The sequence below is a fragment of the Arthrobacter sp. TS-15 genome, from assembly GCF_006964045.1.
In the GTDB taxonomy this organism is placed as follows: domain Bacteria; phylum Actinomycetota; class Actinomycetes; order Actinomycetales; family Micrococcaceae; genus Arthrobacter.
On the sequence record NZ_SDXQ01000005.1, the window covers coordinates 1 to 25,027 of the forward strand.

At 62.7% G+C, this 25,027-nt stretch carries 23 protein-coding genes and 2 pseudogenes; 11 read left to right on the forward strand and 14 right to left on the reverse strand.

Annotated elements, in window-relative coordinates; all coding sequences use genetic code 11:
• The coding region (locus EU811_RS00955) for an STAS domain-containing protein (RefSeq protein WP_238703251.1) at positions 1–287 on the reverse strand (287 nt) is incomplete at its 3' end.
• Between the two features lie 134 nt (positions 288–421).
• Between EU811_RS00955 and EU811_RS00965 the strand changes: the two genes are divergently transcribed.
• Positions 422–1,654, forward strand: coding sequence for a glycoside hydrolase family 26 protein (locus tag EU811_RS00965; RefSeq protein ID WP_142936661.1), 1,233 nt, complete (start codon positions 422–424; stop codon positions 1,652–1,654).
• A gap of 17 nt (positions 1,655–1,671) precedes the next feature.
• Here the strand turns inward: EU811_RS00965 and yczE are convergent, their stop codons facing one another.
• Positions 1,672–2,301, reverse strand: a complete 630-nt coding sequence (gene yczE, locus EU811_RS00970) for a membrane protein YczE (protein WP_142936662.1) — start codon at positions 2,299–2,301, stop codon at positions 1,672–1,674.
• A gap of 61 nt (positions 2,302–2,362) precedes the next feature.
• Between yczE and yczR the strand changes: the two genes are divergently transcribed.
• Positions 2,363–3,826, forward strand: a complete 1,464-nt coding sequence (yczR, locus tag EU811_RS00975) for a MocR-like transcription factor YczR (RefSeq protein WP_142936663.1) — start codon at positions 2,363–2,365, stop codon at positions 3,824–3,826.
• Here the strand turns inward: yczR and EU811_RS00980 are convergent.
• Positions 3,823–4,326, reverse strand: coding sequence for a DUF4188 domain-containing protein (locus EU811_RS00980; protein WP_142936664.1), 504 nt, complete (start codon positions 4,324–4,326; stop codon positions 3,823–3,825). The genes yczR and EU811_RS00980 overlap by 4 nt on opposite strands.
• Before the next feature lie 86 nt (positions 4,327–4,412).
• Here EU811_RS00980 and EU811_RS00985 point away from each other — a divergent pair, with 86 nt between their 5' ends.
• Complete coding sequence (locus EU811_RS00985) at positions 4,413–5,000, forward strand: TetR-like C-terminal domain-containing protein (RefSeq protein ID WP_238703247.1); 588 nt, start codon at positions 4,413–4,415, stop codon at positions 4,998–5,000.
• Here EU811_RS00985 and EU811_RS00990 read toward each other — a convergent pair.
• Both EU811_RS00990 and EU811_RS00995 read right to left on the reverse strand, forming a co-directional pair.
• On the reverse strand, positions 4,997–5,689 hold the full coding sequence (locus tag EU811_RS00990) for an SRPBCC family protein (RefSeq protein WP_142936665.1): 693 nt from the start codon (positions 5,687–5,689) through the stop codon (positions 4,997–4,999). The two genes, EU811_RS00985 and EU811_RS00990, sit on opposite strands and share 4 nt — an antisense overlap.
• Positions 5,682–6,323, reverse strand: coding sequence for a winged helix-turn-helix domain-containing protein (locus EU811_RS00995; RefSeq protein WP_142936666.1), 642 nt, complete (start codon positions 6,321–6,323; stop codon positions 5,682–5,684). Before EU811_RS00995 ends, EU811_RS00990 begins: the two co-directional genes overlap by 8 nt.
• A gap of 145 nt (positions 6,324–6,468) precedes the next feature.
• Between EU811_RS00995 and EU811_RS01000 the strand changes: the two genes are divergently transcribed.
• Positions 6,469–7,398: an RluA family pseudouridine synthase gene (locus tag EU811_RS01000; RefSeq protein WP_142936697.1), complete on the forward strand. Its 930-nt coding sequence runs from the start codon at positions 6,469–6,471 to the stop codon at positions 7,396–7,398.
• A 12-nt stretch (positions 7,399–7,410) separates the two neighbouring features.
• Here the strand turns inward: EU811_RS01000 and EU811_RS01005 are convergent, their stop codons facing one another.
• A complete protein-coding gene (locus EU811_RS01005; protein ID WP_238703248.1) occupies positions 7,411–7,905 on the reverse strand; it encodes an Lrp/AsnC family transcriptional regulator in 495 nt (164 codons plus the stop codon).
• 173 nt (positions 7,906–8,078) lie between these two features.
• Here EU811_RS01005 and EU811_RS01010 point away from each other — a divergent pair.
• Positions 8,079–9,299, forward strand: a pseudogene (locus EU811_RS01010) (amino acid permease); the annotation flags it as partial.
• An 83-nt stretch (positions 9,300–9,382) separates the two neighbouring features.
• Here the strand turns inward: EU811_RS01010 and EU811_RS01015 are convergent.
• Positions 9,383–9,937, reverse strand: coding sequence for an O-acetyl-ADP-ribose deacetylase (locus EU811_RS01015; RefSeq protein ID WP_202979298.1), 555 nt, complete (start codon positions 9,935–9,937; stop codon positions 9,383–9,385).
• Positions 9,938–10,090: 153 nt separating this feature from the next.
• Here EU811_RS01015 and EU811_RS24015 point away from each other — a divergent pair.
• Positions 10,091–10,399 (forward strand): annotated as a pseudogene (locus EU811_RS24015) (DedA family protein); the annotation flags it as partial.
• A gap of 241 nt (positions 10,400–10,640) precedes the next feature.
• Here the strand turns inward: EU811_RS24015 and EU811_RS24020 are convergent.
• From EU811_RS24020 to EU811_RS01045, 5 genes are all read right to left on the reverse strand, one after another.
• Positions 10,641–10,946, reverse strand: coding sequence for a hypothetical protein (locus tag EU811_RS24020; protein ID WP_142936668.1), 306 nt, complete (start codon positions 10,944–10,946; stop codon positions 10,641–10,643).
• Between the two features lie 104 nt (positions 10,947–11,050).
• On the reverse strand, positions 11,051–13,849 hold the full coding sequence (gene ppc / locus EU811_RS01030) for a phosphoenolpyruvate carboxylase (protein WP_142936669.1): 2,799 nt from the start codon (positions 13,847–13,849) through the stop codon (positions 11,051–11,053).
• Between the two features lie 114 nt (positions 13,850–13,963).
• Positions 13,964–14,284: a hypothetical protein gene (locus tag EU811_RS01035; protein WP_142936670.1), complete on the reverse strand. Its 321-nt coding sequence runs from the start codon at positions 14,282–14,284 to the stop codon at positions 13,964–13,966.
• A gap of 60 nt (positions 14,285–14,344) precedes the next feature.
• Positions 14,345–15,274, reverse strand: coding sequence for an ATP-grasp domain-containing protein (locus EU811_RS01040; RefSeq protein ID WP_142936671.1), 930 nt, complete (start codon positions 15,272–15,274; stop codon positions 14,345–14,347).
• A gap of 173 nt (positions 15,275–15,447) precedes the next feature.
• Entirely contained in the window at positions 15,448–17,073 is a 1,626-nt protein-coding gene (locus EU811_RS01045; protein ID WP_238703249.1) for a sigma-70 family RNA polymerase sigma factor, read from the reverse strand.
• Positions 17,074–17,342: 269 nt separating this feature from the next.
• Here EU811_RS01045 and EU811_RS01050 point away from each other — a divergent pair, with 269 nt between their 5' ends.
• The 3 genes from EU811_RS01050 (at position 17,343) to EU811_RS01060 (ending at position 20,456) form a co-directional block, all read left to right on the forward strand.
• Positions 17,343–17,981: a hypothetical protein gene (locus EU811_RS01050; RefSeq protein WP_238703250.1), complete on the forward strand. Its 639-nt coding sequence runs from the start codon at positions 17,343–17,345 to the stop codon at positions 17,979–17,981.
• 106 nt (positions 17,982–18,087) lie between these two features.
• Entirely contained in the window at positions 18,088–19,386 is a 1,299-nt protein-coding gene (locus EU811_RS23465; RefSeq protein WP_160147612.1) for an Ig-like domain-containing protein, read from the forward strand.
• A gap of 242 nt (positions 19,387–19,628) precedes the next feature.
• Positions 19,629–20,456 (forward strand): DUF1684 domain-containing protein, encoded by an 828-nt coding sequence (locus EU811_RS01060; protein ID WP_142936674.1) that lies wholly within the window; start codon positions 19,629–19,631, stop codon positions 20,454–20,456.
• 11 nt (positions 20,457–20,467) lie between these two features.
• Here the strand turns inward: EU811_RS01060 and EU811_RS01065 are convergent, their stop codons facing one another.
• Entirely contained in the window at positions 20,468–21,733 is a 1,266-nt protein-coding gene (locus EU811_RS01065) for an acyl-CoA dehydrogenase family protein (protein WP_446698030.1), read from the reverse strand.
• Positions 21,730–22,527 carry an SDR family NAD(P)-dependent oxidoreductase gene (locus tag EU811_RS01070; RefSeq protein WP_142936675.1) on the reverse strand — a complete coding sequence of 266 codons (798 nt, stop codon included), beginning with the start codon at positions 22,525–22,527 and terminating at the stop codon, positions 21,730–21,732. Before EU811_RS01070 ends, EU811_RS01065 begins: the two co-directional genes overlap by 4 nt.
• 90 nt (positions 22,528–22,617) lie before the next feature.
• Here EU811_RS01070 and EU811_RS01075 point away from each other — a divergent pair, with 90 nt between their 5' ends.
• Entirely contained in the window at positions 22,618–23,802 is a 1,185-nt protein-coding gene (locus EU811_RS01075) for a glycoside hydrolase family 76 protein (protein ID WP_142936676.1), read from the forward strand.
• A 175-nt stretch (positions 23,803–23,977) separates the two neighbouring features.
• Positions 23,978–25,027 carry an iron ABC transporter substrate-binding protein gene (locus tag EU811_RS01080; RefSeq protein WP_142936677.1) on the forward strand — a complete coding sequence of 350 codons (1,050 nt, stop codon included), beginning with the start codon at positions 23,978–23,980 and terminating at the stop codon, positions 25,025–25,027.

A 25,027-nucleotide genomic window follows, 5' to 3' on the forward strand; every position in this document is an offset into this window, starting at 1 on the left:
GCGCCGCCGTCGACCGCTTCCTGGCGGTTTGCGTAGATGCGGGCCACGTGACCCAGATGGGCCTGAAGGCGGGTTTCCGTCAGGGCGCTGGAGTCCCCGAAGAGGCGCAGATCGCCGCCGCGTGAGCGCAGCAGGTGCAGTACCTCAAGGAGCCCTACGACGCCGGATGCTCCCACCGAAGTCACCGCGGCGATATCCAGAAGGACCAGAATGGGGCCGTCCGCGGCGGCGATCTGCGCCTCTTCGGGGACTCCAGCGCCCTGACGGAAACCCGCCTTCAGGCCCATCTGGGTCACGTGGCCCGCATCTACGCAAACCGCCAGGAAGCGGTCGACGGCGGCGCGGCCCTTATGCGGCCGCGCGGGCTTACGCCGCGGTTCAGTTGGCGCACCCTCTTCGGGCGCCGGCGCCGTTCCCTTGGATGGGGCTGACCATGGCGCAGGCTCCTCCAGCTTTCACCGGGCATCCGAACCGAAATCGACGGCGGGCCAGCCTGCTCATCCCCTTGGTGGTGACTGCCCTGGCTGCCACCGGTTTGAGTTTTGCTTCCCAGGAAGTGGTCCCGGTAGTCCAGGCTCTGTCCCTTTGCCGGGCCGGAGACGCATCCACGCTGATCCCCCAAGATGGCGTGCTCCTTGGCGTCAACCTGGATTGGGACTCCGAGACCCTGGCCGAACACCGCGCAAACCTTGGCCACGATCCCGCGGTGGTGGTGCAGTTCTCGGATATCCCCTACGACGACGAAACGTGGTCGCACACCACCAACGCCGTCACCCAGGTCCGGGAATCCGGCGGTGCGTTGCTCCTGACCCTCGAACCGCACGGCGGATTAGAGACGATGAGCGACGAGGTGATCGCCAAACTGGCCACCGACTTACGTGCCATCAACGATCAGGGGACCACCGTCGTCGTGCGTTTTGCGCATGAGATGAACGGCTCCTGGTACTCGTGGGGCCAGCAGCCCATCCGCTACGTGGAGGTTTTCCGCAAAGTGGCGGCGGCGGTGCACTCGCAGGCTCCGGGCACGTCCATGATGTGGGCGCCGAACTATGGTGGCGGCTATCCGTTCACGGGTGGCCAGTTCGCGGCGCGACCAGGCACCCCGGACTTCGCTGCCCTGGACACGAACCATGACGGCGTTCTCACCATGGCCGACGACACCTACTCGCCCTACTATCCAGGGGACGACGCGGTGGATTGGGTTGGAGTTTCGCTATACCACTGGGGCAACCAGCGTCCCTGGGGGAACAACGACATCTCCGAGCCAGGCAAGTTCCTGGCCATGCTGACCGGCACTTACAGCGGCACCGCCGGCGACGACAGCTCCGTCCCGGATTTCTACCAGGTGTACGGGGTGGACCACGGCAAGCCGGTGGGCGTTCCGGAGACGGCCGCCATCTTCACACCAGCGCGTGGCGGTGCATCCGAGTTGGACGTCAAACAGGCGTGGTGGCGTCAGGTCTTCTCCGCCGAAACCCACCAGAAATACCCCCAGCTGAAGATGATCAACTGGTTCGAGTGGAAGAAGTACGAGATCGAAATTAACGACGACGTCGACTGGCGCAGTGCGGGATCGCCCGCCATCCGCGATGCGCTGGCACAGGACCTGCCGGACTGGTTGCGGTACGGCGAGGACCTGGAGGCGTGCCGTTAGTGACTGAGCGACAAGCCCTACGCGGCAGGCGCGGCCTCCACGGCTTCCGTGGGGGCCGTTGCCTTTGCCCGCTCCGGAACCATGAACTTCGGCAGCAGCACCTGCACAATAGGGCCGATTGCCAGGGCGTAGACCACCGTACCAACACCGACGGAACCGCCCAGCAGGAAGCCCACAGCAAGGACAACCACTTCGATGCCTGTGCGGACCAGGCGCACGGACCACCCGGTGCGGCGCACAAGTCCGGTCATCAGCCCATCGCGGGCGCCGGGTCCAAGTCGAGCGCCGATGTAGCAAGCGGAAGCAATGCCATTGAGGATCACGGCACCGGCGAGCATGGCGATCTGCCCGCCCAGGTGGGTGAACTCCGGGATGAGCCGCAGTCCAAGATCGGCGAAGAGTCCCACCAGGACGGCGTTGGCGATGGTTCCGATCCCTGGCATCTGCCGGAGCGGGATCCACAGGAGAAGGACCAGGAAGCTGACCGCGATGACCACAACACCAAAACTGAAGCCAGTCTTTTCGGACACGCCTTGGTGGAAGACATCCCAAGGGTCCAAGCCAAGGCCGGCCCGGATGAACATGGCCAAGGAGATGCCGTACATCGCGAGGCCGATCAGGAGTTGGGTGATTCTTCGGGTCATCATGGGTTCCATCCTCCGATAAAACTGGCCTTGCATTCCATAGCCAGTTTGAAATACTGGTCTTATGTCCGGCTCATTGAACCCCACCGCGCTCGTTCGCCTCCTCGGCTCCTGGAATTCCGGCGCCCTGCCCGCCTACCGCGAGCTGGCCGACGTCGTGCGTTTGCTGGTGATGGACGGCCGCATCCCACTTGACGTCGCCCTGCCCAGCGAGCGGGCGCTCGCCCAAACACTCGGCCTCAGCCGCACCACGGTCACCGCCGCGTATGCGAGCCTGCGCGAACAGGGGTTCCTCACGGCGGGTCAGGGCAGCCGTGGGCGGACGTGCATCCCCCACCGCACCGCGCCAGTGAGCGCCCCCGGGCTCGCAGTCCCGGAAGGACTGTTGGACCTGGCGTATGCGTCGCTTCCGGCCGCCGGGGAGGTAGTCCACCGCGCCTTCGCCGACGCACTGACCGAGCTGCCCGCCCTTCTGCCGGGGTTCGGGTACGAGGCCGTGGGAATTCCGGCCCTCCGGGAAGCCATCGCAGAAAAGTACACCTCAGAGGGGGTGCCAACAACCCCCGGCCAGATCCTTGTTACCTCCGGCGCACAGCATGCACTCAACATCGTCCTGCGCGCCCTGGCCGGTAAGCAGGACCGGGTCCTCGTGGAACACCCCACGTATCCCAACGCTTTGGATGCGATCCGCGCCGCCGGCTGTAAGCCCCTTCCCGTTGCACTGCCTGCACTTGAGGCGAGTACCTCTCCAGCCTGGGATATCGATGCGATGGTGGCCACCATGAACCAGCAACGCCCCGCAATGGCCTATCTGGTGCCGGACTTCCATAACCCCACCGGGCGCATCATGTCGGACCTGCAGCGCCGGCGCTTGGCGCGGGCGGCCGCGGCTTCCGGGACCGTGCTGGTGGTGGACGAAACGCTGCGCGGATTGAATCTCGACGCCGTCCGCACCGCGCCGATGTCCTCTTTCAGTCCCGCGGTGGTTTCGATCGGATCGCTCAGCAAGTCGCATTGGGCGGGGCTGAGGACCGGGTGGATCCGGGCAGACGAGTCACTGATTGCCCGTTTCATCTCCACCAGGACCGTGATGGATCTGGGCGGCCCGGTAGTGGAACAACTGGCGGCTGCCCGCTTGGTTCGGGCTTTCAGCGAACCGCTTGATGCCCGGCTCGAGGAACTAAGGAATCAGCGCGAATCGCTGCTGGGGTTGCTTGCCGAGCACTTGCCAGCATGGGAGGTGGAGCGACCTCGGGGTGGGCTCACAGTCTGGTGCCGCCTTCCCACGCCGTGCAGCACCGCGTTGACTGTGCTGGCTCCCGACTTCGGCGTTCGCTTGGCGGCCGGCCCCCGCTTTGGGGTGGGTGGCGCCTTTGAGCACTTCCTGCGCGTTCCGTTCACCTTGCCCGCCGCACAGTTGGAGTTCGCCGTCGGTGCGCTCCGCGCCGCCCAGGACAAGCTGGACGCCTCGCCGCATCTCCGCCGAACCCTCAAGACAGAGCGGCCAGCCGCCGTCGCAGTCGCCTAGGCTGCCGGGCCCGCGGATCGAGCGGCCGCGCCCATGCGTTGCTTCGCCGTGTTGGTGCCGGGGCCCACCTGAACATGCGTGGTGGCTTTGGCCAACCCGAACATCGGCATGCCGTTGTACACCACTTCAATGCCCGACGCCGGCACCTGATACGTCTCGTGCCACACGCCGATGTCCCCGCTCCCGGCGATCTCCTTCATGAACTTCCGCCACGGCCCCAGATGTGGCGAGTCCTTGTCAGCGGCAAAGCGCCTCAGGTGCTCCGGGCTTTCCCAATAGCTGAGCATCACCGTGGTCCGCCCAAACCACTGCTCGCTCCCCAGGAGCCCCGCCTCAGGATGAGCGGCGAGGTGTTGCATCATGGCGGGCATGGCCGACGTTACCTGAGCGATGCGACCCATCTTCCACCACCTGTTGGCCCGCATTCCGATGAGGAAGACGGTTACTGTATCGCGCCCGATATCCGCGGTGAAGCGGCCGGGGAAGAAGTCCTGTGCCATGAGAATCCTTCAGTTGGGGAACGGCTCGGTTCCGATTCCGGTTTCGTAACGCTGTTATAAAACAATGTTATGGAACACTTGGAGGTATGGCAAGACCCGTAATTCATGATCAACACGTACAGGATCGGCTCCTGGCGGTTACGGCTGAACTGGTAGACCGCGAGGGACCGGCCCGCGTCACCCTCCGCGATGTTGCCGCTGCCGCCGAAACGTCCACCACGGCGATCTACTCGCTCTTCGGCGGGAAAGCGCAACTGTTGACGGCCGCCGTCGACGACGGCTTCCGGTCCTTTGGCGATTCCCAACGCGAGGCCGCCAAGCACGGGCTGCTGGGATTGGGCCGCGCATACCGCGCCTGGGCGCTGGACCACCCGGCCCTCTACCGCTTGATGTTCGGCGGGACGCTGGCCGCCTACGTAGATTGCAGCCCGACGCCGGAAGTCACCTCCGAGTCGATGCTCCCCTTGGTGGAGGCGGTAGTCGCCGCACAGTCGGCGGGCGCACTCCGCTCAGACGAACCCACACTCGTGGCCATGGCCATCTGGGGGCAGGTCCACGGACTCGTCAGCTTGGAGCTGGCCCAGATGAACGATCCCGCCACCGACTGGGCCTCCATTTATGAGGCCGCCTTGGATTCTGTAGCTCGGGCCTGGGCGGCCTCACCGGACTCTTAGGCGTACACCTTCTCCAGGAACGCGCCCCAGGTCTTGGCCGTGAGTTCCGAATCGCCGGAGCCGCTGAACTCGTGCACCGTCATGCCTACCGGAGCGCCGAAAGCGTTCCTGCCGAAGAAGCGGTACATGGTGTCGGCAGTCCTGAGGCCCAGGAAGTTCTCGTTGGAAAAGTCCACTTCCCCGCTCAGCCGGCCTACGCCGTCGACGTCCACATCCACTGCAGTACCGGAGGCCGCGCCGTCTACGCCAAGGGCCCTCTTCAGCTGCACGAAACCATCCGGCGTCTGCGAAGACGGCGGCGCCTGAATGTCCGTGAAGACCACCGGCTTGCCGTCGAAATACCGCAGGTACTGACCCAGGGTGTGCAGGTAGAACTCGGTGTGCTTGCTGGCGCCGTCATACTGCTCGTCCCAGTTGTCGGCGAAGATCCCGCTGTGAACGTAGTGCAGCTTGGCGCGTCCGCCTTCCAGCGGTTCAAGGACGTGTTCCAGCTGGTTGAACCATCCGTCAGGACCGTCCATCCTGGACACCAAGTGGGTGGGGTATTCCTCGGTGGTCTTGACGTCGGGCCACTGATCCGTGGGGAACATCCAAGCCGGCGTGTCCTTAGTGACCGCCTGCCATACCCGCTCGGGAGTGCCCGGCAGTTCGACGTCCGCTTCGATTTCGAATTTCCGGTTGTCAGTCATTGCTTTGATCCTTTTCTGCTGATTGCTCCGGGGAGGCTTGGGTTGTTTTAAGTGCCGGGTGAAGCACGACGACGAGGCGGTGCTTGCGTGCACCGCCCGCCTCTGCGGCAGCACCGCCGTCGTGATACTTATCCACGAGGCGAGTCACCGCCACGCCGAGTTCCTCGGCGAACGCTGCACGTTCGGTGGCGGAGCGGAAAGTGATCTCGCCATCGATCGCGAAGCTGGCCAGCTTCTTCTTGGCCAGTGCAGCACCGGCTATGAGCTTGCCCATCTCCTGCACGGTGCGGGAGGCCAGTGCCAGCAGCCAGAAGGCCGAAAACCGGTCAGAGAAGCGCCGGGGGTCCGGTGCCACAGAAGCGAGGGCGACGGGCGAGATCAGGTAGGACGCAGCCGTGGCACGCAGCACCCTCTCGGTGACGTTGCCTTTGCGCCGCTCCTCCACCAGCTCCACCAGCCCGTGGCGTTCCAGGGCTTTGAGGTGGTAATTCACCTTCTGCCGGGGCAGCCCCACCTTTGCGGCCAGTTGCGTGGCGGACGCAGGTTCCACGAGCTCCCGCAGAATACGGGTGCGGATGGGGTCCAGCGAGGCTTCCGCCGCGGCCGGGTCCTCGATCACTTCGATGTCCAACATGCTTCAAGTATGCTTACCGACAACTTTTATTGTCAAGAACTTTTTTATCGTCGGAACTGGATGCGTTGTGAGGCCCGCTCTGCGCGATTCGCACGCGTCTAAGGGCGCAGAGCGGGCCTCGCAACGCCGGTAGAATTGCCAGGTGATGCAATCCCCCCTCCCCGTGCGCGACGGCGTGAACGCCACCCGCCTCCGCCTGCCGGACGAGGGGCCATGGACCACCGCCATGGACTACATGATGCATCGCTGGGGACACATCGACCCCCAAGGCATCGAGGACCGGTTCGACGCCGGCGAGATCGTAGGCGAGGGCGGAATTCCCCTTGATCGCAGCACCAAACTGGAGGACCACACCTTCATCTGGTACTACCGCACGCTCCCCCCGGAGACGCGGCTGCCCGTGGAAATCAGCATCCTCCACCAGGACGAACACATCCTGGTGGTGGACAAGCCGCATTTCCTCCCCACCACACCGGGCGGCACCTACATCCAGGAATCCGCGCTGGTCCGGCTCCGGAACCTCTTGGACCTCCCCGATCTCATCCCCATGCACCGCCTGGACCGGATGACCGCCGGCCTGTTGCTGCTCTCCACCAACCCGGAGACGCGCGGCAAGTACCAGGTCCTCTTCGAGAAGCGCCAGGTCCAGAAGGAATACGAGTGCGTGTCCGCCGCGACGCCCGCCGCAGGCTATCCCGCCGTCGAGTTCCCAGCAGTGGTACGCAACCGCATGACCAAGTCACGCAGCTATCTGCTCGCCGAGGTCATCCCCGGTGAACCGAACGCTGAAACGCGCATTGAACAGACAAAAACGTTCGACGCCGGAACTCACCAGCGCGCGCTGTACCGTTTGGAGCCTCACACCGGGAAGACCCACCAACTGCGAGTGCACATGGCGTCGCTCGGGCTGGGCATTGTCAACGATGCCTTCTATCCGGATCTGCTGGACAAAGCGCCGGACGACTACAGCAAGCCGCTCCAACTCCTGGCCCGTGGGATCCGGTTTGTTGACCCGATCACCAAACAACCCGTGGAATACCGCAGCCAACTGGAGCTCAGCGAAGCCCACGGCTGATTCCCCGAAACGTCAGTCCCCCGGGGTCAGGTGATCGAACACCAGGTTCGTCTGGGTGTTGGCAATAGCCGGATCCGATGCCAGGTGAACTGCGATGAAGTCCCGAAGTTCCGTGGGAGTTCCGCAGGCTACGTGCATGAGGAAGTCTTGGTCGCCGGCCAACAGAAACACGCTCTGGACGTTGGGCAATGATCGCAGGCGCTGACCGATGGCAAGCATTTTGTTGCGCGCTTGGGAGTTCACCCGCACCGAGATCAACGCGTAAACCAGCAGGCCCAGGGCTTCAAGATCCACCGAGGCGTGGAAGCCGCGGATGATTCCAGCATCACGCAGCGCCCTGACCCGGCCCAAGCACGTGGAAGGCGCTATTCCCGCTTTGGCGGCGAGGACGTTGTTGGGGATCCTTGCGTCCGCCATGAGCTCCTGGAGGATCAAACGGTCTGTGTCGTCCAGCCGAACCCGGTTCGGCAGCGACCCCCGGGCACGGGTCGTGGGTGAATCTGGCACGAACCCACCTCCAATATTTTCCTGATCCTTCGAAATCCTTGGCACAGCTTTGAGCTGGATTCTATCTTGAAGCGATTTGCAGAATCGACGAGGAGGTCGTTATGGGCGGTTTCGATAAGATCCAAGAACGTGAGGGCGGGCTCAAAAGGCAGCTCACCTCACGGCAAATGACCATGATCGCGCTGGGCGGAGCGATCGGTACCGGTCTGTTCCTGGGGAGCAAATTTGCCATCGGCTTGGCTGGGCCCAGCGTCATCATCAGCTACGCCATCGGAGGCCTGATCGCACTCCTCCTCATGGGCAGCTTGTCCGAGATGACAGTGGCACACCCAACCTCAGGATCCTTCGGAGCTTTTGCCGAACACTACGTCAGCCCGCTGGCCGGTTTCCTGGTGAAGTACATGTACTGGTCCTGCATCGTGCTAGCCGTGGGAACTGAGGTGACCGCGGTGGGCGAATACATGAAACTGTGGTTCCCTGACGTGCCGTCACTGCTATGGGTGATCTTCTTCTCGGCGGTTCTCATCGGCGTGAACACCATGAACGTGAAGGTGTTCGGAACTCTGGAGTACTGGTTCTCCAGCATCAAGGTCTTCGCAATCATCGCGTTCATTGTGCTCGGCGCGTACATCGTCTTCGGCGCCCGCACGGACGGCACTGGCTTCCAGAACTACACAGCCGAAGGCGGCTTCTTCCCCAACGGATTCTCCGGCACCTGGTTCGCGGTGATCGTGTCCATCTTCAGCTACCTCAGCATCGAGATGATTGCCATCGCCGCTGGTGAAGCCAAAGACCCGGCAACCGCCGTGAAGAAGGCTTTCCGGACCACTATCGCCCGGCTGTTGCTGTTCTACATCGTCACACTGGCACTGATCCTGGCAATCGCCCCCGTGAGCCAGATCCTTGCCGGGGGCAGCCCTTTCGTCACAGTCATGCAGAATCTGGGCATTCCCTTCGCGGACAGCCTTTTGACCTTCGTGGTGATCATCGCTGCGCTCTCAGCCATGAACAGCCAGCTCTACATTTCCACGCGAATGATCTTCAGCCTGTCCCGCAGCGGTGACGCACCGGCCGTATTTGGGAAACTCCTCTCCAACGGCGCCCCCGTGAATGCCTTGGTCCTATCCACGGCAGGAATCGCGATCGCCACTGTCGTCTACGCCATGTTCCCCGAGACTGCCTTCACCTTCATGATGGCCATCTCCATGTTCGGGGCCATGTTCACCTGGTTCATGATCTTCGTGACCCATTGGTTCTTCCGCCGCAGCATGAAGCGCAGCGGCACTGAACTCGCCTACAAGACCCGGTTCTACCCGGTGGGCACCATCCTCGGCGCGGTCCTCATGATTGCCATCGCCATCAGTACACTCGGCACCTCGGCGTTCAATATGACCTTGATCTTCGGCCTGCCATCCCTGGCACTCGTCACGGTCCTCTACTACGTGGTGCAGCGCCGCAAACGTCAGGAATCGCCTGGTCAGGAATCCTCCGGCGAGGAAGCAAACACACTCCGGAAGACCGCCGTCGTATCCTCCGAAAACAGCACAAACTCCACCACCTCAAGCGGACTGTCCGACGCCGCGCCGGCGGAAGACGACGACGAAAACGATCTCACGGCGTCGAACGCTACCTCCGCAACCTGAGCGGGGTCCCACCCGTAAATTCCGGCGCTGATCGCAGGGAAGGCCACAGACCGGGCACCCAGTCCGGACGCCACTGCCAGGCTTTCGTGGAAGCAGGAGGCGAGCAGCGCCGGATCCCTCTGTCCCGCGTGCCGGTTAGGGCCCACAGTGTGGATGACCCAGCGCGCCGGGAGCCTGAATGCGGAAGTCGCGACGGCGGAACCCACCGGCAGTCCGTCCCGCAGTTGCGTCCGCCTCAACTCGCGGCACGCCTCAAGCAATTCCCCGCCAGCGGCCCTGTGGATAGCGCCGTCCACTCCTCCTCCCCCGAGCAAAGAGGAGTTGGCGGCGTTGACGATCGCATCAACAGCGCGGGTGGTGAGATCGCCGTGCAGTATGTCGATTCGCATGGCCACAGTCTCACTCCGGAGCGGCAGACAGGGCAAGTGCGGTACCTTGTGCCCATGGACATCACCGCCCCGGAAACATGGGGATCCGCCATTTACCTGTGGATCGTCCCCATTGTGCTGGGCGACGCCATCTTCCCGCCCATCCCCTCCGAAATGGTGGTCATCACCGGCGGGGCGCTGGCAGCCGATGGCCACGCGAACTTCTGGCTGGTCCTTTTCCTTGCCGCGTTCGCGTCCTGGTTGGGCGACATGGCGGTGTTCATGCTGTTCAAACGGCGCATCAGTCATGTCCTGGATAGGTGGGCGTGGGGCCGCCGCGTCCACCGCGGCATCCACGAGGCCATCGCCAAAGCCGGCCGCTCCTCAACGTATGGCGCCATCATCGGCGCACGCTTCATCCCGGGAGGCAGGCTCGCCACCTCATCCGCGGCGGGAATCGCCAACGTCTCGGTACGCGGGTTCAGTCTGTGCGCAGGCCTTGGCGCAGTGCTGTGGGCCGTGTGGCAGGTGGGGCTGGGTTACTTCACCGGATCCACCACCAAACTCCCGTTTTGGGCCAGCTCACTCATTGGTGTGGGACTGGGCTTGGTGATCGGCGTGGTGGTGGGATTGATCGTCACGCGGCGGCGCGGCAGCCGTTCCCCGTGGACGAACCGTTCGACGCCGACAAACCCGGCGACGTGCCACAGCCCGAGTAGGTCCTTTAGACCGGGGCCCAGCGTCCGCGGCTGCGACGCAGCACGTAAAGGCTGCCGGTCAAAGCAACACGCTCGACGGCGTCACGCATCATGGCTGCCGACGTCCGGGCTTCGTCGTTCTCGCCCAAGTAATCGCGATCGTCAACTGTGAAACGGAGGCTGAGCTGGGGCACTCCGCCGACGATGTCCAGCTGGTTCGACTCCACGTGGTGGCGGGTTTCCAGCGCTTCCACCGCTGCGGCCATCACCGATTCAGGTGCGTTGCCCGGTTTGAGGCCAGTGATCTTCAACTTGGTCTGGAACGACGGCATCCCACTACCCTAACCTTCTCTCACATCCCGCGCCCTTGGACGGATCGCTCTCTCACCAGATGAGAGAGCGATCCAGAAAAACCCGCGGGATGTGAGAGAGGGTGCTAGCCGGTGTTGCGCAGGCCGGCAGCCACACCGTTGACGGTGATGAGCATGGCCCGCTGAAGCCGCTCGTCAATCTCGGCTCCGGACACCTGTTCCTCGCGAACGCGCCGAAGGAGTTCCACCTGAAGGTAGCTGATCGGGTCCAGGTACTGGTCGCGGATTTCGAGTGAACGCTTCAACGTGGGCTGGGCGTCGAGGAGCTCGATCTCACCGGTCAGCCTCTCGATTTCTGCCACCGTGAGTTCGTACTCATCACGGATCATGTGGAACAGACGGTGCAGCTCCTCCGGGACCAAGGAGGACACGTAATGACCGGCAATCTCCATATCTGTCTTGGCCAGGGTCATTTCCACATTGGAGATCACCGAGCGGAAGAAGTGCCAGCGATCCATCATTTCAAGGAGCTGATCGGTGTTGCCTGCCTCGCGGGCAGCCTTTAGGCCTGAGCCCACACCGAACCAACCCGGAACGATCTGCCGGGACTGGGTCCAGCCGAAAACCCACGGGATGGCCCGAAGACCGCCGAGTCCGGCTCCGGAGTCCGGGCGCTTGGACGGGCGTGATCCAATATTCAACGAACCCAGTTGCTCCACAGGGGTGGAAGCGAGGAAGTAAGCCGGAAGATCAGGATCATCAATCAGCGCGCGGTAGCGGTCGAACGCTGCGTCGGAGATGATTTCCATGACGTTTGCGTAGCGCTCGCGCTCGTCCTCGGAAGTGCGCGGAGTCCGGTGCAAGGCCGAGCCCTGCATGACCGCTGCCAAGGACAGCTCAAGGTTTTCGCGTGCCAGTTCGGGCAAGGAGTACTTATCCGAGATGACCTCACCCTGCTCGGTGAACTTGATCTCACCCTCAAGCACGCCGTTCGGCTGGGCCATGATGGCATCGTAGGTGGGCCCGCCACCGCGGCCTACCGAACCACCACGGCCATGGAACAAGCGGACACGAACACCATGCTTGGCTGCTACATCGCGCAGCTTACGCTGGGTCTTGTGGATCTCCCACTGGCTGGTCATCACACCGGATTCCTTATTGGAATCCGAGTAGCCCAGCATGATCTCCTGGACATCGCCGCGAAGGCGGACAAGTTCCCGGTAGGAGGGATCGGACAGCAACTGGTCCACGATCTCAGCCGAAGCACGGAGCTCTTCCACTGTTTCCAGCAGCGGGGCAAAGCCGATCTTGGCGTGCGGCTTGGCGCCGAAGAGGTCAATCAAGCCGGCTTCGCGCGCCAGGACCGCTGCAGCAAGAACATCATCGGCACCGCGGGTCATGGAAATGATGTAGGTTTCCACGACGTCCGGGCCGTAGGTGTGCAGGGCTTGGCGGATACTCCGGAAAACGTCGTAGGTACCGTCCGCAGTGCCCTCAAGCTTGATCGGGTGTCCGGAAAGAGGACGGCGCGAAGCCAGCTCCGCACCCAAGTAAGTGAATCGTTCCTCACGCGTCAACTCGCTGTAGGGCTTCTGCGTGCCGAGCCGGTCCACCAGCTGGCCAACAGCATCGTGGTGGTAATCGGCGTGCTCACGGATGTCCAAGGTTGCCAAGTGCAGACCAAAAGCGGCGATTGCCCGGCGGACCCGGGCCAGGGCGCCATCTGCAACCAAACCGGCGGAGTGGTTGCGCAGCGAGGCCTCAAGCAACCCAAACTCCGCAAGCAGCTCGGGAGTGGTTGCGTAGTCGCGGCCCGGCTCGTGATACGTCGACGCTGAAATACGTCGGCCGGTGTTGATGAGCTTGGCCTTGATGCAGGTCAGTTTGAGCCTGTACGGCTCTTGGGCATTCAGTTCAAGGATGCGCTTATCCAGGCCGGGGAGGTTCTTCAGATCAGTCGCGATCGAGTCCAGCAGTTCCTGGTCGGCCCCAAAAAGAGCGGTCGAGTTGGAAAGTACCGAGATGAGTTCGTCGATCAAGGCAATGCTGATGCGGACAGCATTCTGGTTCTGCAGCTGCAGGATCTCCCGGGTGACGGCGGCGGTAACGTTCGGGTTGCCGTCGCGGTCACCACCGATCCACGAACCAAACTTCAGGGGTGCGGCAGCGGCCGGCAGGGAGACCCCGTGCTCAGCCAAAAGCTCTGAAAGGTCCGTCAACATCTCCGGCATGGCGTCGGTAAGGATGCTGTTCAGGTAATAGATGGCATTCCGGGCCTCATCCACAGGAGTGGGACGCACTTGCCGCAGCTCGTCGGTCTGCCACATTTGATCAATGATCTCGGCGAGTTGGCGGTCCTGACGGCGCCGCGCTGAGGTCCCCTCCGTGGTGGGCTCGGCCAGAACGTCCGAGAGCTTGCGGACCTTGTCCAGTACGGAGCGGCGTGAGGCCTCGGTGGGGTGTGCCGTGAAGATGGGGCGGACGTCCAGTTCATTGATCACGTCCTGCAAAACCTGGGGACCAGCTTGGCCGGCGATCTCTGAGACCGCTTTTGCCAGCCAACCGTCCTTTTCCTGCCGGGTGCGCAATCCCCGGACGCGGTGGACCTGCTCGGCAGCGTTGCTGAGGTGGAAATAGAACGCAAAGGCGCGGACCAAGTCAGTAGCCTGGTCAAGCGGCAGGGAGGCAAGCAACTCGCGGACCTGGGCGACGACGTCGTGCGCGCTCCATGGGCCGGTAGCGTCCGCGCCGCCTCGGGCTGCTTCCTTGGACTCCTTGGTCAGCAGCCGCACCTGCTCCACGAGTTGGAGCAGCTCCGGACCATGTTGTCTTACCAGGGACTCGCCGAGAAGCGTGGAAACGCGGCGTACGTCGGCCCGCAGTTCAGCAGCGAGATCGGTGTCTTGATGGGCAGTGTGAACCATAGATACTTACCTTCGGGGATCTGGTTGGCCCGTACACTGCGCTGGATACTGTGAGCCGGATTACTTGTTCCTACGGGATCTTACCCGCACCTAACTCAACAAAAGGAATGCGTCTCAGATTTTAACGTCGCCTTCTGCCGGCTTCTGGACAGGCCTGGGCAAGACTACTTTTCCACCGAAAACATCCCGGCCCTCCGAACCCGGGCCCGCGGACAGAGACTCGTGCCGGCGCTGCCTCATCTCTTCTATGGCTGCTGCCGCTTCCATCCGGGTAGGTGCACCCGTGGCCGGTTCAATCATGGACAACACACTGCCCAGGGTGCCGGTTGCTCCTTTTGACGGAACGCCCCTCTGCACCAGCCGCGTGCCGGCCCAGAACGATCCCACAATGAGTGCCAGGCTGACCACGGCCGGAACCACTGTCTCAATCCCCATGCAATGAGGGTACGCCCCGGGCGAAAGGGAACACAGACCGGGCCTCACGGAGACCAGGCCTCACGCGAACTCTTCCAAAGGGTGGTCCTGCTTGCACAGCTCCAAAACCGTATCCAACACCCCAGGCGCAAGGGCACTGAACACGCCAAAACGCGCCTCCACTTCCAATACTGCCGGCTTGCCGTCCTGCAGGCGCTTGATATCCACGCTGAATGGTCCGGTCAGCCCAAGGGCGGCAGCAGCTGAACCCGCCACCACCGCAACGTCAGAGTCCGAGGGCGCTTGAACCTTCCGGACACGAACTGTGGGCGAACCATCCTCCTTGGCTGCCTCTCTGAGCGTTCTCTCCAACACAACCAGGACATCATCCGGCCCGGTGAGTTGTCCGTGGCGAAAGCCTTGCGCAGCGTACTCGGTACCCGGTGCAAACCGTTGGACCATCCAGGAATCGTCCAGGCTTGCCCAAATACGGGCAGCCCGCGCACCGGAGTCGGACGTTCGCCCCAGCAACCGGATGCCGCGTCCGTTGCGTGAAATGCGAGGTTTCACCACCAGCGGGCCGCCCAATATATCCATGGCATCATGCACAGACCCGAGTGCGCTGGGCAGGCCGAATCGGGGAACGCTCACACCCGCACCCGCAAGGCAGGTCATGGTGAGGTATTTGTCGTGAGCCCTCCTCACCGGCGCAGGATCGGCGATCACCACACGAACTCCCGGCGCGAAATCGTCGCGGGCTTCAGAAAAGACGACCAGCTCGGCACTCATGGTGGGAATGAGGATTTCGATCCCATAGCCCGCCACCAGGCCCCGCAACTCCCAAAGGTAACCGCGGGTATTCGAAGGTGAAACGACCGCCACACCATCGGCCGCCCCGCAACGGGCAGGAATCTCGTCCACCCCCAGCACCCAATGGCCCTTTGCCTTGAGCTGCCGGACCAAGGACGAGCCAGCCGAGTTGGCAATGCCTGTCACCAGGACACGCGACATCAGAGCGTTCCCACACCAAGGTAGGGCACGGAAGGATCCACCACACGGCTGTGGGTTTCTGTCTTCATTTCTCACCTTTATGGATAGAGCACGCCACCCGCTACCGGGCCTTGCCGATGGATGAGTGCACCGGGGCGAAGGATCATGACGCAACCCGCACTGCGATATTGGAATCAGTACACGGCAGAGAACCTTTTGGAAGCCAACCCCGGTCCGCTCAGCGTGTAGGTAAGAACTCTTTCGCCTCTTTTGACGTCGTCCTTGCCACGCTTGAGGCCGGCTCCGATCTGAAACCGAAGATCAGCGCGCTGCACCGAGTTAGTGGAACAACTCACCACACTCCGGCTCTCGAACGAGCAGATCCAGCCATCCGGGGCACGAATTGAGTCTTCCACCACCAACGAATGCTTCCCCACGGCGAACACCGCCGTCGCGCTCCCCAAGGAACTTCCTCCGGAGACCCGGAAGTCAATTTCCAGGACCTTGCGCTCGGAATCTTCCTCCCCGGCCTCGCGCGCCGAGCCATCCACAACCGCTGGAGCAGTCAACGACGGAACAGCCAAAGGCGAGGCAGACTGTGTGGTGACCGGGAGTGGAGCAGGGGGCGGCGCGATCGGTGGTTCGGCCGGAGTCTGCGGCACGGGGTTCTCCACAACAGGATTCTCGTTTGCCGCCGGCCCTTCAACGGATGGCACGTCACCCGGTGGCGGCGCCTGCGGCGGCGCCGGTGTTGAAGAAACGGCCGGTGTTGTAGAAATGGGAGTCGGCGCGTTCGTTGGGGAAGGGGCTGGAATCACCGGAGCCTTTTCTGACGGAGCCACAACGGATTCCACGGCCCGCTTCTCCATATAGGCGTCCGGAGTCAGGTGGTCAACTATGCCCACAGCCCCCAGCACAAGTCCTACGGCAGCTGCTGCGATGACAGCCATGAGCACCGGTTGGGCTAGGGCGGGGACCGCCACGGCCGCGTTGGCGGGCACCATGCCACCCACAACTCCGAGCCCCGCCCCTTTGCCCGCCCACAGCGCGGCCGGGATCCCTGTCACCAAGGGCAGCAGGACAGCCCTCATGCTCCCCTGAACGTCTTTCAGCTCCGCAAGGGCCGCGGTGCACGATGGGCAGCCGTTAAGATGCTCACGGATCCTGCGCCCGGTGGCATGGGAGACCCCACCACGGATGTAGTTGCCTAGCTTCGAGGCGTACTCAGCGCATTTAGTGTCAGCCTGCTCCGCTATGTGGTACTGCAGGTACTGCCTCCTCAGGCCCTCACGGGCGCGAAGAGCGAGTGCAGAAACGGCATTGGCTGAGAGACCCAGAACCGGTGCCACAGCTGCGGGTTTCATGCGTTCGACGTCCAAGTACCACAGCACAGCCTGCCACCGTTCAGGCAGGGCCCGGAATGCTTTGGCCACTGTGTGCGATTCAAAGGCGCTGATTGCTGCGTCCGAGTCCACCAAGGTTTGGTCCAGGACGGCATGGTCACTACTGGGCAGGACCTTGCCGGCTTTCCGATTACGTTGGTGGGACAATCGGGCAACCGTGGAGAGCAAGTACGCCCTAAAGAAGGTGTCCGGCCCTTTCCCCGAGATGAGGCTTTGCAGGACCGCCTGGAATGCCTCAGCCACTACGTCCTCGGCGTCACTTTGGTTGTCCACGTTGCGTCTGGCGACGCTGGAGGCAACGGACACATGGCGCTCGTAGAGTCCGTCGAAGGCAGACATGTCTCCATTGCGGACCAAATCAATGAGTTGTCCGTCGTCGACGCTGGTTTTGTTGCTCGCATGTGACGTGCGTGCCATTTATGGCACCCCCAAACCGTAGAGAACCCTGCCCATATCTATGGAGTGTGGATACCGCCCGAGTCGTGACGCCAGTTTGTAAAAAGTCTTTAGCAACCATGTTCGAGGCACTCCCTTCGTCACGAATCGGCTCTTCTGCGCACTGTTGGGATATGACATCGTTCCGGACAAAATCACCTGCCGAACGCACGTTTTCACAGCACCACTTGCTGCGCAGATGGCGGACTGCCAGTTACCAAAGGGGTTGGCGGTTCCGAGCGGATTGGTACGTGCCGGAAGTCCGGACAGTCGTCATTCCCCTGGCAAGCGGGGCAGTAATTCCCGCCCCCGCGGCGAAATTACTGGGAGCTGCGCGCGCCAGGAACGGTGTCAGCATCAGAGAGACCCTGAACGACTTCCGCGCCCTGTTCACTGCCGCGGATCAGGCCCTGGACGTCGATGCCCTCCTCTCAATCGCGGAGGGCTGGGCGGAGGTAGCAGAAACAGCCCCCACCATCTCCTGCACCGACGTTTACACGGGGCTGGCCACCCAGGCCCACTTCCAACGAAGGGTCCACGATGTATCCGCGTTCGGTGCGGAGGGGCCGGGTTCCCACGCACTGGCCATCATCGCGCTGCCCCGGCCCCGCGATAGCCGCACGCATGGTTGGACATTGTTGGCCCGGCTGGGGGACGCAGTGAAGGCCGCACTGCAAGGAACTGGAGCGACGGCAATGTATCAAAATTCCGCCATTCACGTCCTCTTTTCCGTCAGCGAAAGCAACCTTTCCCGGCTGATGGCGTGCAAGGCAGTTCTGGAAGCTCTCGACGACGGCAGCCTCTACCCTGCCCGCATGAAGTTCTACCCGCTTTCCCGGGCGGAGGCCACGGCTGCCACCACCTCAACTGCCGCGCGGGACTCGTCCTGAAAGCCGGATTTGGCCGAAATCCGTTCTGCAGCGTAACGAACCACTCCCGGCGAACACTCACCTTGTGACGGAATACATCCCAAGGACTCAAAGGACCCTCCCACTAATGAACAAGCAGATCCATCCAAGAACCGCCTCACTGGTGGCTGCCTTTCTGGCCGCTGTCATGGCCATCCTGGGGCTCTCGGCCCTGCCAGCGAGTGCTGAGGAGATCCCGGGAGCGGAGATCACCCTCAGTACCGGTTCCACAGTCACCGGGCAATGGGACCAAGTGGATCTCTCCTGCACCTGGTCCGTCCCGGATAACTCACAGCCCGGGGACACTTTCACTTTGCAGCTTCCCCCCGAACTGCGGTGGTTTGGCGCTGCAACTTTTGACCTGAACACTCCTGATGGCCAGACCGTAGCAACAGCTGCGGCCAACGACGCCGGCCGTGTGGTCTTCACGCTCACCGACTTCGTCGCCCTGCATCCACTCAATGTGGGCGGTACCTGCTCTTTTGCCACTCAGTACTCCGTGGCTCCGGCAACGGGCGAAACCAAGGAACTTAGCTTCGTGTTCGGTGACAGCGTGATTCGCGTCCCGGTGCAGATTGAACCGTGCACTGAGAACTGCCTCCCGGACGCTCCGACGACTGCCGGCAAGTCGATGTGGTGGGCGGACTCTTCCCAATCAGAACTTCAGTCAGTCCTTTACATGCCGCCCATGGTGTCAGCAACCAACGATGTTGTAGTCACCGATATCCCCTCAGCCGGCATGGTGATCGACTGCAGCCGCGTAACACCCCGCGTGGGCAAGGTAAGGGGCGAAGCGGGCAACATCGTTGAACCCTTCGACAATGAGCAGTACCCCGCGAGTATTGAATGCACCCCTCAGTCGCTGACGGTCAGCTGGACCGGCCTCCCCAAAGGCGAACACGTGGAGCTCTTCGTTGTGACCGAGGTGTCTGATGCTTCCCTGGACGTTTACCAAAACAACGGGACAGTGACCATCTCAGGCGAGGAAAACCCGGTAGGGGCCCAAACACGCCGAAGCAGTGCCAGCGGAACCGGGCAAGGGACGGCTACGCCAACCCCCACAGCTACGCCAACCCCCACACCCACACCCAGCACCGCCACGGTGACCCCCACACCCTCACCGAGCACCAGCACCAGCACCAGCACCAGCAGCCCAGTAATAGTGGTTCTTCCAACAGAATCCACTACACCGGGGCAGACGACCCCACCGGCCCCCGGCAACCCAGCACAGCCCGCCAACAATCCAACACAGCCCGCAACTGCGGCACAGTTGGCCACCACGGGGGCGCAGGGCCAGGCGTTCGTCGTCCTGGCTGCGGCGCTTCTGGCCGTGGGATCTCTCCTCGCCTTTGCCGGTGCCCGTAAGCATAGGCGGCGCTCGCACTAGACGGGCGATCGGGAAACGCCCTTCGGGGCAAGATGGCGACGGTGGGCCTGGGGTGCATGGTCCATCACGCCGTCCAGCAATCCCGGCTCGCGCTGGCATGGGTTTGGGGCCAGCGCGAGCCGATCCAAGGTAGTGGAGTTCTGACCCAGCTGGGCCGAATTCCGGGAATGCCCACGCCCGGCGCATAGTTGAGGCAAGTGGCAACCGCCGCGAACGGACGCGAACCCCAGCCGAGGAGAACCATGAGCTCGCCCACCACCGCAACCGATCCCCAGCTCGCCCGTTGGGAGCGGTTCCGTGCAGGTCGACATTCAGCCCTTGCCACCGCGCACGGATGGCTGACCCTCACGTCCTTCCAGTGGCTTGAGTTCCAGCCCTCCGAGGTGGAACTTGTCCCGGGCCTCTGGTCCACCGACGGCACCACAGCATTCCTCACGGCGAGCGCTTCGGATGGACTCACCTTGGTGGAAACGGGACAGCCCGTAGAGGGGACCATTACGGCGACGCTGCAGGACGAAGAGTCGCTCATGTGCGTCCAGTTTGGCGGCGACGACGGTAAGCAGGTTGTGGTGGAACTCGCCATGCGTGCGGGCAAGTACGCTATCCGCACCCGCGACAACAGCTCCCCCGTGCTGACCGGTTTCGTAGGTGTTCCCACCTACGAGTACAACCCTGAGTGGGTTATCCAGGGCCGGTTCGAAGCTTACGCTGAGCCCGTGGACGTGCCCATTGGCACAGCCAACCCCTTGGTGGATGGCGTCCACCGGTCAGTGGGCGAGGTCGTTTTCCGGGTACCGGGCGTTCCTCACGAAATCCGGCTGCACGCTGAAGAGGAGAAGCTGGGTGCGCTCAACGTCACCTTCCACGATGAGACCAACGGGGAGACCACGGACGAATGGCGGAAGGTTTTCATTCCCCGGCCTCGCCCCGACGGGTCCGTGGTCATTGATTTCAACCGTGCCATCAACTACCCCAGTGCTTTCACTCCGTATGGCACCTGCCCCATGCCTGTGCGGGGCAACTCTCTTGACGTGCGGGTAGAAGCCGGAGAGAAGCTCCCTCAGGAATGAGACCGGCAGTTCTAGGTGATGGCTGAAACCCCTGTCACTGCACGGCCAACGATCAGGGAGTTGATTTCGTAGGAGCCTTCATAGGTGTAGATTGCCTCGGCATCAGCGAAGATCTTGGCTATGCGGTAGTCGGTGACGATTCCGTTCCCGCCCAGGATGGACCGGCCCGTGGCCACGGTTTCCCGCATCCTGGCACTGCAATAGGCCTTTGCGAGCGCCACCTGCGCCATGTCGGCCCCTCCGTGGCGCACCCCTTGGGCGTCCGTGAAGATGTCCTCCTGCAGCTGCGCTATGCGAACCATCATTCCCATACTGGCAACCGCGTTGCCGAGCATATCCACCAGGTGTTGTTGGATGAGCTGGAACTTGGCCAACGGTTTGCCGAATTGGAAGCGTTCAACGGCGTACTGCCGGGCGACGTCGAAGGCTGCCAATTGTTGGCCTACTGCTTGCCAGGCCACCATGATCCGGGACCCTCGGAGGAGGTGGTTGGTGTCCGCGAAGCTGCTGATGCCGGCGAAGCGATCGGTTTCAGCTACCTCGACGTCCTCAAAGACGATGTCGGCGTTCTGCACCGTCCGCAGGGCAATCTTGTTTTCGATGCGGCTACGGGTGATGCCGGGCAGAGTCGCGTCGACGATGAAGGCACGCACTGCTCCGTCTGTTTCGTCCTTGGCCCACACCAGCATGTAGTCGCAGAACGTCCCGTTGCCAATCCAGCGTTTGGCGCCGTTGATCACCCAGTAATCGCCGCCGTCGGAGTCTGGTCGTTCAACACGGCGGGCGGTGGTCTCCATCCCACCGGCGACGTCGGACCCGTGGTTCGGCTCTGTGAGCGCGAAGGCGCCGGTGGTGCGAAGGTTGGAGGCGTCATCGAGGTAGCGGTCCTGTTGATGATCACTGCCGAAGTCGTAGAGCGATTCGACGAAGAGATCGTGATGGACCATGAAGAAGGTGGCGATGGAGGTGTCGACGCGGGTCATCTCAGCGATCACAAGCCCGGCAAACAGGTGTGTGTATCCTCGCTGGGCGGGGGCGCTGAGCCGGAGGGCCGCGAGTTTGGGGAGGATGTGTTCCGGGAACTCCGCTTTCTCCCACCATTGCCCGGCGTAGGGGGCGATCTCGGAGGCCAGGAATGCACGGAGTTCGTTGAGTTTACGCTGTTCCTGGACACTGAGCAGCGATTCGAAGTCGAAGAAGTCAGCAGTGGGAAGGTCGGCTACGGAGGGCCGAGCGGACCCAACTAACCCCGGAGCGCCGCTGTAGTCGCCCATCATTTGAGGCCCATGCGGATGGCGCCGTCGAGCCGGATGGTTTCCCCGTTGAGCATGGCGTTCTCCACGATGTGGGCGGCCAGGTTTGCGTATTCCGCGGCACGGCCCAGACGGGCGGGATGCGGAACCTGCTGTCCAAGGGATTCCTGGGCCGATTGGGGAAGTCCGGCCATCATGGGTGTTTCAAAGATTCCGGGCGCAATGGTGGCCACCCGGATCAGTGAACGGGCGAATTCTCGTGCCAGGGGCAGCGTCATGGCTGCTACGGCGCCCTTGGATGCGGCGTAGGCGGGCTGGCCGATCTGGCCTTCGAAGGCGGCGACGGACGCGGTGTTGATGATGACGCCGCGCTCGGGCCCACCCAGTTCCGTGGAAACGGGCTCCGTTTCCACCATGGCTGCGGCGGCCAAACGAATCACGTTAAAGGTGCCCACGAGGTTGATCTGGATGACCTTGTTGAAGGTTTCCAGCGGCAGCACGCCATCACGGCCAAGGACTTTTCCGGGTGTGGCTATGCCTGCGCAGTTGACCACGATCCGGAGCGGCCCCAAAGCAACAGCGGCGTCGACGGCGGCCTGGACTTGGGATTCGTTGGTGACGTCTGCGGGAGCAAAGACCGCCCGCTCCCCTGCACCCGTCGCCGAGGCGTTGAGCTCGGCCGCGTAGGACTCGCCGGCTGACTGTGGCAGATCCACCAACACCACCGAGGCCCCGGCGTCGAACAGTCGTTTGGCGGTGGCAGCCCCCAGACCTGATGCCCCGCCGGTTACCAGCGCCACAGTGCCCTTGATGTCCATTCATCCTCCTTGATGCAGACTAAATCCGTTAATGCATGTTAACTGGAATTGTGGCCCGGTGCACACTATCGGCCCCGCTAGGCTAATGACATGTCCAGCCAGATCCAGCCAGCCGGGATTCCAGCACCCTCCGCCGACGCCACCGAATGGGCCAGGCGTGCCAATCAGGCTGCGCGGTCCGTGACCCGAAGCTTTGGCAGGCGCCTCCTTTTCCTGCCCGGCACCCACATCGGTGCGGTGACCCTGCCCAGCGACACCCTCAGGAGCCTCTCCGGCCCTTGGCATTACTGGTGGCAAGCGCACTACGTTGACTGCTTGGTGGATGCGGGCCGCCGCGAGCTGGCGGGCAAAACAAAGTTCGACGGCGACTCCCGCCCGAGCGCAGGACGGCTCGCCTCGCGGCTGGTCACCACCATCCGCTTGCGGAATCTCCTGAGATTCGTGAACGACTACTACGACGACATGGCGTGGCTGGCCCTGGCCACGCTGCGTTTGGAGAAGCTGGCCGAGGAGACCAAGAAGCCTGGCCGCCGGAGGAACGCCTATGTTCAAAAGTGCTTGACCTTGCAGTTCGATTCGGCCTCCACGGACCACCTTGGAGGTGGCACCTTCTGGAGCACCAAGCGGGACTTCAAGAACACTCCGGCCACAGCTCCGGTGTCCCTGTACTACGCCCGGACCGGCCATACCGAGCGTGCTCAGCACTTGGTGAACTGGCTAAACAGCAAGCTCCTTCACCCGGAACGGGGTCTATATCAGGATGGGCTGCGGATCAGTAACGGCGAGGTGGTGGTTGATGGGGCCATTTACACCTACAACCAGGGCCCGGTGTTGGGTGCGCTGCTGGAACTGGGCGGCGAAGAGAATCTGCGCAGGGCGGCACTGTTGGTGGACGCCGTGGAACGTGAGCTCACACTGCCCGGCACGCGAGTGATCCGCGGCGACGGCACGGGCGATGGCGGCCTTTTCACCGGCATACTGCTCCGCTACCTGGCGCTGGCCGCGCGGGACGTCAGGCTTTCAGCCACTACCCGCGAAAAGGCGGCGTCTTTGGTTTACGGCACGGCAGAGGCCTTCTGGGCGGGCCGCCGTGTAAGTACGGGCAGTGCCGGCAAGGGCACACCTGCGATCGTGTTCTCCTTCGAGCCCCAGCGGCCGGCGAGCGAAACATATCCGGTGGGCGCCGCCGTCGAACTTTCCACGCAGCTGCAAGGGTGGATGGCGCTTGAGGCGGCGGCGAGCATTACAAGCAACGCGAGCAGTCCCGGCAATTAGGACACGCAACACTTCCGTAATTCAGGTGATCCTCGTCACTTAATGCCGTTTCGGCTTCATAGCAAAGGTATGGCTAACCTACGCTTTTCACAGCGGGCTCCCCAACCTACCCGCCAGCACGGACCCAAGGCATTGTCCTAGCACTGCCGTGCTTGTTCCCAGAAAGAAGCCCTCCATGAAGCTCCCCAAAAACGCTCTGGCCGGAATCGCACTTCTCGCCACCGCCGCTCTTGGCCTTTCCGCCTGCGGCTCCAACGCCACCACCGCACCGGATTCCTCCGAATCCGCGGCCGCCGGCGATGGCATCACGGTCTACAACGCTCAGCACGAGAGCCTGACCAAGGAATGGATCGACGCCTTCACCAAGGAGACCGGCATCAAGGTCACCCTGCGCCAGGGCTCTGACACCGAGATGTCCAACCAGATTGTTCAGGAAGGCGCGGCCTCACCGGCGGACGTCTTCCTCACCGAAAACTCCCCTGCAATGGCGCAGGTGGAAAATGCGGGTCTGTTCGCGGACGTCGACAAAGCCACCATCGACCAGGTTCCGGCCGAGTTCCGCCCGTCCACCGGCAAGTGGACCGGGATCGCAGCCCGCTCCACCGTCCTGGTATATGACAAGAACAAGATCAGCGAAGACCAGTTGCCCACGTCCATGCTGGATCTGGCAAAGCCCGAATGGAAGGGCAAGTGGGCGGCATCGCCGTCGGGCGCTGACTTCCAGGCCATCGTCTCGGCACTCCTTGAACTCAAGGGCGAGGCCGCAACCGAAGAATGGCTCAAGGGCATGAAGGAAAACTTCAAGGCTTACAAGGGCAACAGCACCGCCATGAAGGCCGTCAACGCCGGCGAAGTAGACGCGGCGCTGATCTACCACTACTACTATTACGGCGACCAGGCCAAGACCGGCGAGAACTCCAAGAACGTCACGCCGTACTACTTCAAGAACCAGGACCCGGGCGCGTTCGTGTCCGTATCCGGTGGCGGCGTCCTCAAGTCTTCCAAGAAGGCAGCCGACGCCCAGGCGTTCCTGAAGTTCATCACAGGCAAGGCCGGCCAGGAGATCCTCAAGACCGGAACCTCCTTTGAGTACGCCATCGCCTCAGAGGTTGATGCCAATGAAAAGCTTGTTCCCATCAAGGACCTGCAGGCACCCACGGTGGATCCCGCCAAGCTGAACTCCACCAAGGTCACCGATCTGATGACCAAGGCAGGACTCCTGTAA